At 60.3% G+C, this 11,408-nt stretch carries 7 protein-coding genes; 6 read left to right on the top strand and 1 reads right to left on the bottom strand.

Features of this window, described 5'->3' with window-relative positions; genetic code table 11:
- Positions 1–27: 27 nt before the first annotated feature.
- The 6 genes from AC1RMX_RS00365 (at position 28) to AC1RMX_RS00340 (ending at position 10,129) form a co-directional block, all read left to right on the top strand.
- On the top strand, positions 28–324 hold the full coding sequence (locus tag AC1RMX_RS00365; RefSeq protein WP_085731685.1) for a pyrroloquinoline quinone biosynthesis protein PqqE: 297 nt from the start codon (positions 28–30) through the stop codon (positions 322–324).
- Between the two features lie 275 nt (positions 325–599).
- A complete protein-coding gene (locus tag AC1RMX_RS00360) occupies positions 600–2,405 on the top strand; it encodes a phenylacyl-CoA dehydrogenase (protein WP_096817852.1) in 1,806 nt (601 codons plus the stop codon).
- A 261-nt stretch (positions 2,406–2,666) separates the two neighbouring features.
- Entirely contained in the window at positions 2,667–4,781 is a 2,115-nt protein-coding gene (locus AC1RMX_RS00355; protein ID WP_493070013.1) for a cytochrome-c peroxidase, read from the top strand.
- 208 nt (positions 4,782–4,989) lie between these two features.
- Complete coding sequence (locus tag AC1RMX_RS00350; protein ID WP_096817856.1) at positions 4,990–6,279, top strand: GGDEF domain-containing protein; 1,290 nt, start codon at positions 4,990–4,992, stop codon at positions 6,277–6,279.
- A 90-nt stretch (positions 6,280–6,369) separates the two neighbouring features.
- Positions 6,370–8,166, top strand: coding sequence for an acyl-CoA dehydrogenase C-terminal domain-containing protein (locus tag AC1RMX_RS00345; protein ID WP_096817858.1), 1,797 nt, complete (start codon positions 6,370–6,372; stop codon positions 8,164–8,166).
- 184 nt (positions 8,167–8,350) lie between these two features.
- The gene (locus tag AC1RMX_RS00340) at positions 8,351–10,129 is read left to right on the top strand and encodes an acyl-CoA dehydrogenase C-terminal domain-containing protein (RefSeq protein WP_493065741.1); all 1,779 of its coding nucleotides are present in this window, start codon (positions 8,351–8,353) and stop codon (positions 10,127–10,129) included.
- A 227-nt stretch (positions 10,130–10,356) separates the two neighbouring features.
- Here AC1RMX_RS00340 and AC1RMX_RS00335 read toward each other — a convergent pair whose 3' ends face one another.
- Positions 10,357–11,286 (bottom strand): LysR family transcriptional regulator, encoded by a 930-nt coding sequence (locus AC1RMX_RS00335; protein ID WP_192559142.1) that lies wholly within the window; start codon positions 11,284–11,286, stop codon positions 10,357–10,359.
- Between the last annotated feature and the right edge of the window lie 122 nt (positions 11,287–11,408).

Raw genomic sequence — 11,408 nt, 5'->3', positions numbered from 1 at the left:
TGATCCTTCCCAAGGATGAGAGCTCCCATGGAAATCTCCGGAAACACAGCTTTTTATGCAGGTCTGAGCAGCATTCAGACCGGGCAGAACCGTGTCGATCAGGCTGCCAGCCAGATCGCCAACAACACCATTGAGCGCTCAGTCACCAGTCAGTCTTCCGAGGCACAGATCGATCGCTTGCGCGGCGTGGATCGCAGCCAGCAAATGGATCCGGGCAGCGCCATGGCCGAGATGGCCCAGGGCAAGTTTCAAGTGGAGCTGGGCACGAAAGTCGCCAAGGCTTCCGATGAAATGCTCGGTACGATCATCGATACATTCGCCTGATTTTCTGATATCCGCTTTGCCAGACGCCGCGACTGTTCGCGGCGTTTTTCGTTGTAAGTCCTTCTCCCTCAACTAATCTTTTTTCATTGCACATGGCTCGCCCGGGCGCATGTCGCGTTGCTGTGTCCGGTGTTCGAAAAATGTGATGACGAATGGCAAAAGATCGACGCTTGACAAGATTTCGGCGTAAACGTATGTTTCAAACAACTGTTTGACCGTCACAACAAATCAATGCGGTCGTTCATTCCCGGTTACATCAGCAGAGGTTTATCGCTATGCCTGACTACAAGGCCCCCTTGCGTGATATTCGCTTCGTTCGTGACGAACTGCTCGGCTACGAAGCGCACTATCAGAGCCTTCCAGCGTGCGCAGACGCAACGCCGGACATGGTTGACGCCATTCTCGAAGAGGGCGCCAAGTTTTGTGAGCAGGTGCTGGCACCGCTGAACCGTGTGGGCGACATCGAAGGTTGCACCTGGAGCGAGTCCGGCGTGAAAACCCCGACTGGCTTCAAAGAGGCCTACAAGCAATTCGTCGAAGGCGGCTGGCCAAGCCTGGCCCATGACGTCGAGCACGGCGGTCAGGGTCTGCCTGAGTCGCTGGGTCTGGCGGTAAGCGAAATGGTCGGCGAAGCCAACTGGTCGTGGGGCATGTACCCGGGCCTGTCGCACGGCGCGATGAACACCATCTCCGAGCACGGTACTCCAGAGCAGCAAGAAGCCTATCTGACCAAACTGGTCTCCGGCGAATGGACCGGCACCATGTGCCTGACCGAGCCGCACTGCGGCACCGACCTGGGCATGCTGCGCACCAAGGCCGAACCTCAGGCCGACGGTTCCTACAAAGTCTCCGGCACCAAGATCTTCATCTCGGCCGGTGAACACGACATGGCCGACAACATCGTCCACATCGTACTGGCCCGCCTGCCTGACGCACCGGCTGGCACCAAAGGCATTTCCCTGTTCATCGTTCCGAAGTTCATGCCGAATGCCGATGGCACCGTTGGCGCTCGCAACGCTGTGAGCTGCGGCTCGCTGGAACACAAGATGGGCATCCACGGCAACGCCACTTGCGTGATGAACTTCGACGGCGCGACCGGTTTCCTGATCGGCCCGGCGAACAAAGGCCTGAACTGCATGTTCACCTTCATGAACACCGCACGTCTGGGTACCGCGCTGCAAGGTCTGGCCCACGCCGAAATCGGCTTCCAGGGCGGCCTGAAATACGCTCGCGATCGTCTGCAAATGCGCTCCCTGACTGGCCCGAAAGCGCCAGAAAAAGCGGCTGACCCGATCATCGTTCACCCTGACGTACGCCGCATGCTGTTGACCATGAAGGCATTCGCCGAAGGCAACCGTGCGATGGTGTACTTCACCGCCAAACAGGTCGACATCGTCAAATACGGCGTGGACGAAGAAGAGAAGAAGAAAGCCGACGCACTGCTGGCCTTCATGACCCCAATCGCCAAGGCGTTCATGACCGAAGTCGGTTTCGAATCCGCCAACCACGGCGTACAGATCTATGGCGGCCACGGCTTCATCGCCGAGTGGGGCATGGAGCAGAACGTTCGCGACAGCCGCATCTCGATGCTGTACGAAGGCACCACCGGCATCCAGGCACTCGACCTGCTGGGCCGTAAAGTGCTGATGACTCAAGGCGAGGCCCTGAAAGGCTTCACCAAGATCGTCCACAAGTTCTGCCAGAACAACGAAGGCAACGAAGCCGTTAAAGAATTCGTCGCACCGTTGGCTGCACTGAACAAAGAGTGGGGCGAGTTGACCATGAAGGTCGGTATGGCTGCCATGAAAGATCGCGAAGAAGTCGGCGCGGCCTCCGTGGACTACCTGATGTACTCCGGTTACGCCTGCCTGGCTTACTTCTGGGCTGACATGGCGCGTCTGGCTGCTGAAAAACTGGCTGCCGGTACCACCGACGAGGCCTTCTACACCGCCAAGCTGCAAACCGCGCGCTTCTACTTCCAGCGCATCCTGCCGCGTACCCGTACGCACGTGGCAACCATGCTGTCGGGCGCAAACAACCTGATGGACATGAAAGAAGAGAACTTCTCGCTGGGCTACTAAGCCTTAACGCGGTCGTTCTGAAAACCGCTGCTCCTTCGGGGGCAGCGGTTTTTTTTGTGCCCGGATTTCCCCAATCCCGGGGCTGATTCCCCAGCATTGATGACGGCTTTGCTCAGCCGAACCCCTGCGCTTATTGATTCAAGATGTTTCCAGAAGGGTGGCCAATTAATTGCACTGTCCGAATTACCGGTGCTAACGAGAACTGCCTGCTCAAAGAAGCATGACGCCCGGCACTTAACAACAACAGTCAGGGTGAAGCCTATGAACATCAGTCGACTCGCTCGTTTGACCTTCTGGTTACCCATCGCGCTGTCAGTCCACAGCGCCTGGGCCGCCGACCCCGCCGAAGTCGATCCCCCGGTGCCGGAAGTCCCGTCGCTGCAATCGTTGCGCGGGATGGTGCCTCCCGATCCGTCCGGGACGGAAGGCGGGCGCAAGGTCGACCTGATGACCGACTACGTGCTCAACCGCTCTGCCGCGATCCTGTTGGGCAAGGCGTTGTTCTGGGACATGGAGATCGGCAGCGACGGCGCGACTGCGTGCGCCTCCTGTCACTACCATGCCGGTGTCGATCACCGCATCACCAACCAGCTCAACCCCGGCCAGGCCAACACCAACGCCAACGTCGCGTCGATTTTCAACAAGCCGTTTGTGGCTTCCGACATTCCCGGCGACGTGGCGACCTACGCCACGTTGTCCGGCGGCAAGGGTGGCCCGAACTACACGCTGAAAAAAACCGACTTCCCGACCCACGTGCTGAGTAATCCACTGGAGCGCAACTCGCCGATCGTTTACTCGACCGACGATGTGGTCGGTTCCCAAGGCGTGTTCGACGCCAACTTCGTCAAACCCAACCAGCCACGGTTCGACAAATGCACCCAGCAGCCGGACGGCCTGTTCCAGGTCGGCGGCATCAACGTGCGTCGTAGCACCGGGCGCAACGCGCCGTCGGTGATCAACGCCGCGTTCAACGTGCGCAATTTCTGGGACGGTCGGGCCAACAACGTGTTCAACGGATTTTCGCCGTTCGGCAATCGCGACCCGGATGCGGGGATCTACGTGACCAGCGAACGCAGCACGGTCGCCACCAAAGTCAGGCTGGCGCTCAACGATGCGTCTGCCGCCTCGCAAGCCGTTGGCCCGCCCGGCAGCCCGGTGGAAATGTCCTGCGGTGGCCGTACCTTTGCCGACATCGGTCGCAGGATGCTCGACACCCTGATGCTCAAGCAGCAGCGGATTTCCTCCAGTGATTCGGTGCTGGGGCCAGTGTCCGGCGCACGGCGTCCGACTTATCGCGAACTGATCAAGAATGCCTTCCAGCCCCGGTTGTGGAACGCCACGCAAAACGTCTCGGTGGGCGGCGCGCCGTACACCCAGATGGAGGCCAACTTCCCGCTGTTCTTTGGCCTGGCGATTCAGATGTACGAAGCCACGCTGGTGTCCGATCAGGCACCGATCGATGCCTACCTGCAAGGTGACCACACCGCGATGAACGCGCAGCAGGTCGAGGGGATGAACCTGTTCCTCGGCAAAGGCAAATGCGTCAATTGCCACGGCGGCGCGGAGCTGACCAACGCGGCCAGCCGCTTGTTGATGCACCCGCGTGAACGTATCGAGCGCATGGTGATGGCTGACAACCTGACCACCCTTTACGACAACGGCTTCTACAACACCGGTGTGCGTCCGACTTCCGAAGATCTGGCCCTCGGCGGCGCGGATGCCTGGGGCAATCCGTGGTCGTTCACCCGTCAGTACAACACCGTGTTGCAGGGCGGCCGCTCGGTCGACCCACTGGATGTCGACGTGTGCACCTTCGAAGCGCCGCTGAGTGCCGCGATTCCGTGCGACGCCACGCTCAAGCCGAATGTCGGGTTCCGCGACTCGGTCGACGGCGCGTTCAAGACGCCGACCCTGCGCAATATTGCCCTGACCGGCCCGTACTTCCACAACGGCAGTCGCGCCACGCTCAAACAGGTCATGGAGTTCTACAACCGTGGCGGTGACCGGCGCGGCGAGGATGCCAACAACACCAGCGGGTTCGAGCACCCGGCGGTGAATCAGCACAACACCTCCAACCTCGATCCGGACATGACGGCGCTGAACCTGACGCCTGACGAAATTGACGCCTTGGTGAAATTCATGGAAGTCGGCCTGACTGATCCGCGCGTCGCCTGGGAGCGGGCGCCATTCGATCATCCGTCGCTGGTCATCCCGCAGGGCCACATCGGGGATGAGAATGCCGTGACCCAGCGCCCGGCCAGTCCGAAGGTCACGACTCGTCAGGCAACGGATGCATCGCTGAATCTCAAGCCTTACGGCGCTGAAGGCCGGCCGGCGGCGGAGGGGCCGTTGCAGCCGTTCTACAACGATCTTTGAGTGGAAATGATCGTCATGGCCATCAAGCATGATGGCCATGACGAAAGTTTCATGCTTCTCAGGCAAAAAACCTTGATTGAAGGCTCAGAAACCGAGGGATTCGGCCGTTAAAGAGACAGCCTGTGATCTGGATCACATTGTGTGTGCTTAACTGGCCACATTGCAGGCACAATGCCATCTCTTTGCCAAGACGGTCGGAGCTTTACCCTTGCCGCGTTCTTCCGCTGTACGTTTCAGTCATTTCATACCTTCACTGCTGTTGTTGCTTGCGGGGTTGGCGGCTGCGTACGTCAAAGACCTCAACGTGTTCTTCACCTCGCTGTTCAACGTGCTGCCAACCCTGGTGCTGTTGCTGGGCGGGTCGTATTGCGCGGTTTATCGACGCCAGCGCGAACTGTTTCTGATGGTCACGGTGTACATCGCCTACTTCCTGCTCGACACCCAGACCGACTATTACCGCGATAACGGCAAGGTGCGCGAAGACGCGGCCGTGGTGTTCCATCTGGTCTGCCTGCTGTTGCCCCTGTTGTTTGGGTTGTTCGCCGCGTGGCAGGAGCGCACGCACCTGTTTCAGGACATGGTGGCGCGGTTTGCCGTGCTGCTGGCGTTTGGCAGCGTGGCGCTGGGGCTTGAGCAAAGCTACCCACAGGCGTTGCTGATGTGGCTCTCGGAGATTCGCTGGCCAGCCCTGCACGGCGCATGGATGAGCCTGATCCAGATGTCCTATCCGGTGTTCCTCTCGGCGTTCCTGTTGCTGGCCTGGCAGTACTGGCGCAACCCGCGACCGCTGCACGCGGCGCAACTGGTGGGGTTGCTCGGAGTGTTCTGGATGCTGCCGAAAACCTTCATCCTGCCGTTTACCCTGAACATCATGTGCAGCCAGGTGATGCTGATGATTGCGGCGGCCGTAGCGCACGAGGCTTACCAAATGGCCTTCCGTGACGAACTCACCGGCCTGCCGGGCCGTCGCGCACTCAACGAGCGCATGCAGCGTCTGGGGCGCAACTATGTGCTGGCGATGAGCGACGTCGATCATTTCAAGAAATTCAACGACACCCACGGTCACGACGTGGGTGACCAGGTCCTGCGACTGGTGGCCAGCAAGCTGTCCAAAATCAGCGGTGGCGGTAGGGCGTATCGCTACGGGGGTGAGGAATTCGCCCTGGTGTTTGCGGGCAAGACCCTTGAAGAGTGCATGCCGCACCTGGAAGTCATCCGCGAGTCGATTGCGTCCTACAACATCCAGTTGCGCAATCAGGAAAACCGCCCGCAGGACGACCAGCAGGGTCGCCAGCGTCGTGCCGGTTCCGGTGCGTCCAGTGTGTCCGTGACGGTGAGCATCGGCGTCGCCGAGCGTGTGGAGCAGCGCAACCCGGAGCAAGTGCTCAAATCCGCCGACGAAGCGCTCTATGCCGCCAAAGGAGCAGGGCGGAACTGCGTGATGGCGTTCGGTCAGAACCGTCGTGGCGCGGTGCGCATGGACAGCGCCGCAGGTTGAGTGATGACGGCGCATTCAGCGTCTGGACAGTGATTGTGGGGCAGGGTGGCCGGCAGTAGGTTGGAGAAATCTGCTGAAGGAGAAGCCACCATGCCCGAGTACAAAGCCCCCCTGCGCGACATGCGCTTTCTGATCGACCACGTCTTTGACTTTCACACCCAGTACGCGGCCCTCGGCGCCCACGACGCCAGCCCGGACATGGTCAACGCGATCCTCGACGAAGGCGCGAAGTTCTGTGAGAACGTTCTGGCACCGCTCAATCGCAGCGGTGACGAAGAGGGCTGCCATTTCGACAACGGCGTGGTGACAACGCCTACAGGCTTCAAGCAGGCCTTCGCACAATACGTGGAAGGCGGCTGGCACGGTCTGGCGGCAGACCCGGCTTACGGCGGTCAGGGTCTGCCGAGTTCGCTGGGGCTGGTGATCAGCGAAATGGTCGCCTCCAGCAACACTTCCTGGGGCATGTACCCGGGCCTGACCCACGGCGCCATGTCGGCGATCCACGCCCACGGCACCGAGGAACAGAAAAACACCTATCTGCGCAAACTCACTGCGGGCCAGTGGACCGGCACCATGTGCCTGACCGAAGCCCATTGCGGCACCGACCTGGGCATCATCAAGACCCGCGCCGTGCCTCAGGCCGACGGTAGTTACGCGGTCACCGGCAGCAAGATTTTCATCTCCGCCGGCGAGCACGACATGAGCGACAACATCATTCATCTGGTGCTGGCCAAACTGCCGGACGCGCCGGCCGGGACCAAGGGGATTTCGCTGTTCATCGTGCCGAAATTCCTGCCGGATGCAGCCGGTGAGGCGGGGGAACGCAACGGCGTTTCCTGCGGTTCGATCGAACACAAGATGGGCATCAAGGCCTCTGCCACCTGCGTGCTGAACTTCGATGACGCCAAAGGCTTCCTGATCGGTGAGCCGAACAAAGGCCTGAACTGCATGTTCACCATGATGAACCACGCGCGCCTCGGCACCGGGATGCAGGGCCTGTGTCTGGGCGAGGCAAGTTTCCAGGGCGCAATCAAATACGCCAACGACCGTCTGCAGATGCGCGCCTTGACCGGCGCCAAAGCCCCGGACAAACCGGCGGATCCGATCATCGTCCACCCGGACGTTCGACGCATGCTGCTGACCATGAAAGCCTTCAACGAAGGCAACCGCGCGCTGACCTATTTCACCGCGCAAATGCTCGATGTTGCGCACCTGAGCCCGGACGCCGACGCGCGTCAGGAGGCCGAGGATCTGTTGGCGTTCCTGACCCCGATCTGCAAGGCGTTCATGACTGACACCGGGCTGGAGGTGACCAACCACGGCATGCAGGTGTTTGGTGGCCACGGATTTATCCGCGAGTGGGGCATGGAGCAACTGGTTCGCGATTGCCGGATCGCGCCGATCTACGAAGGCACCAACGGCATTCAGGCGCTGGATCTGCTCGGGCGCAAAGTGTTGGGCAGCCAGGGCAAGCTGCTGCGCAACTTCACCAAAATCGTCCACAAGTTCTGCGCGGCAAATGCCGGGCATCCGCAACTGGGCGAGTTTGTCGCGCAGCTTGATGGCCTCAATCAGCAGTGGGGCGAGCTGACCATGAAGGTCGGCATGGCGGCAATGAAGAACCCGGATGAAGTCGGCGCCGCGTCGGTGGATTACCTGATGTACAGCGGTTACATCGTCCTCGGCTATCTGTGGTTGCGCATGGCGCTGGTCGCCCAGGCACAGCTGGAGTCGGGCGAGGGTGATGGCGATTTCTGCCAGGGCAAACTGGCGACGTGCGAGTTTTACTTCAAGCGGTTGTTGCCACGTACTGCGGCGCATCGCGCGGCGATCGAGGCGGGCAGTGATTGCCTGATGAAATTGCCGGCGCAGTTGTTCTCGCTGTAACACGCCACTGTTAAACAAAAGAGCCCGCTGATTGCGGGCTTCTTTATGGCTGATTGATGGTGACTAAAAATAACAAATCAGTCACCGCCTGACCCTATGTGTCGCAAAAGTTGTTGGGTTACACTCCGACTCAACGAAAACACCCTTCCACGATTCACCTGTTTTGATCTTTGCGAGGTTTGCCATGGCTGACTACAAAGCGCCGCTGCGCGATATGCGCTTCGTCCTCAATGAAGTGTTCGAAGTCGCCAAACTCTGGGCCGAACTGCCGGCACTGGCCGAGACTGTAGACGCAGAAACTGTCGAAGCCATTCTTGAGGAGGCCGGCAAGGTCACCAGCAAAAGCATCGCGCCCCTGAGCCGTGCCGCCGACGAAGAAGGCTGCCACTGGGCCGACGGTGCCGTCACCACGCCGGCCGGTTTCCCACAGGCCTATCAGACGTATGCCGAAGGCGGCTGGGTCGGTGTTGGCGGTGATCCGGAATACGGCGGCATGGGCATGCCGAAAGCCGTGTCGGCCCAAGTCGAAGAAATGGTCAACTCCGCCAGCCTGTCCTTCGGTCTGTATCCGATGCTGACTGCCGGCGCCTGCCTGTCGATCAACGCCCACGCCAGCGAAGAGCTGAAAGCCGCTTACCTGCCGAACATGTACGCGGGGATCTGGGCCGGTTCCATGTGCCTGACCGAGCCGCATGCCGGCACCGACCTGGGCATCATTCGCACCAAGGCCGAACCTCAGGCGGACGGTTCCTACAAGGTCAGCGGCACCAAGATCTTCATCACCGGCGGTGAGCACGACCTGACCGAAAACATCATCCACCTGGTGCTGGCCAAGCTGCCGGACGCACCGGCAGGGCCGAAAGGCATTTCGCTGTTCCTGGTGCCGAAGTTCATGGTCAATGCCGATGGCAGCCTGGGCGCGCGCAACCCGGCGAACTGCGGTTCGATCGAACACAAGATGGGCATCCAGGCCTCCGCCACGTGCGTGATGAACTTCGACGAAGCCGTGGGTTACCTGGTCGGCGAGCCGAACAAAGGCCTGGCCGCGATGTTCACCATGATGAACTACGAGCGTCTGGGTGTCGGTATCCAAGGCCTGGCTACCGGCGAGCGCTCGTACCAGAACGCCATCGAATACGCCCGCGATCGCCTGCAAAGCCGTTCGCCGACCGGCGCGCAGAACAAGGACAAGGTTGCCGACCCGATCATCGTCCACCCGGACGTGCGTCGCATGCTGCTGACCATGAAAGCCTCGAACGAAGGCGGCCGTGCGTTCTCCACCTACGTGGCGATGCAACTCGACACCGCCAAGTTCAGTGAAGACGCTGCCACCCGTAAACGTGCCGAGGACCTGGTTGCCTTGCTGACGCCAGTGGCCAAGGCATTCCTGACCGACCTGGGTCTGGAAACCACTGTCCACGGTCAACAGATCTTCGGCGGCCACGGCTACATCCGCGAGTGGGGCCAGGAGCAATTGGTGCGTGACGTACGCATCACCCAGATCTACGAAGGCACCAACGGCATTCAGGCGCTGGACCTGGTGGGTCGCAAGATCGTCGGCAGCGGCGGCGCGTTCTACAAACTGTTCGCCGACGAGATCCGCCATTTCACTGCGACCGCCAGTGCCGATCTCGGCGAGTTCACCAAACCGCTGAATGACGCCGTCGACACCCTCGACGAATTGACCTCGTGGCTGCTGGACGTGGCGAAAACCAATCCGAACGAAATCGGTGCGGCGTCGGTCGAGTATCTGCAGGTGTTTGGCTACGTGTCCTACGCCTACATGTGGGCACTGATGGCCAAGGCATCGCTGGGCAAAGAAGCGCAGGACGATTTCTACGCGAGCAAACTCGGTACTGCGCGGTTCTATTTCGCCCGTCTGCTGCCGCGGATTCACTCGTTGAGCGCGTCGGTCAAGGCTGGCAGCGAGTCGCTGTTCCTGCTGGATGCCGGGCAGTTCTGATGATGTAACGTCATGTAAGCAATCTCTTACATGACGTGCTGCTGTTCTCCCATAGGCGCAGATTGGATCCAGAGCTAATCTACATTTCATGGACGTCGCGCAGGAAGCGCAAAGCAACAACACGGACACGTAGGATTCTGCCAGGGTGGCGGAGTGAAATGGATGTCAGGGAAACAGTCTGCAAAGCCCCGCTTCGGCGGGGTTTTCTTTTGCCCGCAGAAAAGTTTTCAGCTCAGCGGATCCATGGCCGGCGCGCCTTTGAGCGGTTTGTCCTCGCGCTGCATCACCTCTTCCAGCAAGGTTCGCAGCAAGGCCAATGGCGCCTGCTGGCGTTGTACGTCGCGACATACCAGCCCGACCTTCAACGGCACACGCGGCTCACTTAGCGGTTTCCACAGTAGATCCTGATCGTCGTACTCCTTTTGCGAACGACCGGGCAGCACCGTCGCCAGACGTGTGTGCGGCAGGCTGTCGAGAATCCCCACCATATTGTTCAGTTCCGCCTGCACTTGTGGGCGGCGTCCAAGGCTGGCCAGTTGCGCCTGCCAGATCTGGCGGATCTGGAATTCTTCACCCAGCAGCAACATCGGCAGTTCGGCGGCCTGGCTCATTGAAACCTTCTTGAATTCACGCAGCGGATGATCCGCCGGGATGACCAGCGTCAGTTCATCTTCGTACAGCATCACGCCGTGCAGCCCGGGCTGGCGTGGCGGCAGATAACTGATGCCAATGTCCAGCGAGCCATTGAGCAGGCGCCGCTCGATCTCCAGCCCCGTCAATTCATAAATCTGCACCACCAGATGCGGCTGGGCCTTGCGCACCCGCTCAAGCATTTGCGGCACCAGGCTGGTGTGCACGGTTTGCAGCACACCGATCGCCAGTGTGCGCAGCGCCTGACCCTTGAAGTTGCCCAGCGCCTCACGCGCGCGTTGCATGCCGTCGAGCAGTGGCAGGGCGTGGTTGTACAGCGTATGGGCGGCGAGGGTCGGCAGCAGGCGCTTGCTGCTGCGTTCGAACAGGGTCACGTCGAGGTTCTGTTCCAGGTGGCGGATCTGCTGGGACAGCGCCGGTTGGGAGATCGACAGACGTTCGGCGGCACGCCCGACGTGACCTTCTTCGTAGACCGCGACGAAATACCGCAGTTGTTTGAAATCCATAAGTAACACTTATCGAAAATGCTGGGAAATCGAAATGGCCGGCGGCCGTGTGTGAGCCTAGTCTAACCGCATCCACGGGGCTTACAGGGCCGGAAAGGGCAATGACCAGCGATTGTTTCGAT

The organism is Pseudomonas sp. GW822-FHT03F04 (assembly GCF_058801405.1).
This window is presented reverse-complemented; position numbering and strand designations above follow the sequence as displayed.

Coding starts and splice junctions, on each gene's coding strand:
- AC1RMX_RS00340 (WP_493065741.1), top strand. CDS start 8,351: ATGGCTGACTACAAAGCGCCGCTGCGCGATATGCGCTTCGTCCTCAAT.
- AC1RMX_RS00345 (WP_096817858.1), top strand. CDS start 6,370: ATGCCCGAGTACAAAGCCCCCCTGCGCGACATGCGCTTTCTGATCGAC.
- AC1RMX_RS00365 (WP_085731685.1), top strand. CDS start 28: ATGGAAATCTCCGGAAACACAGCTTTTTATGCAGGTCTGAGCAGCATT.
- AC1RMX_RS00355 (WP_493070013.1), top strand. CDS start 2,667: ATGAACATCAGTCGACTCGCTCGTTTGACCTTCTGGTTACCCATCGCG.
- AC1RMX_RS00335 (WP_192559142.1), bottom strand. CDS start 11,286: ATGGATTTCAAACAACTGCGGTATTTCGTCGCGGTCTACGAAGAAGGT.
- AC1RMX_RS00360 (WP_096817852.1), top strand. CDS start 600: ATGCCTGACTACAAGGCCCCCTTGCGTGATATTCGCTTCGTTCGTGAC.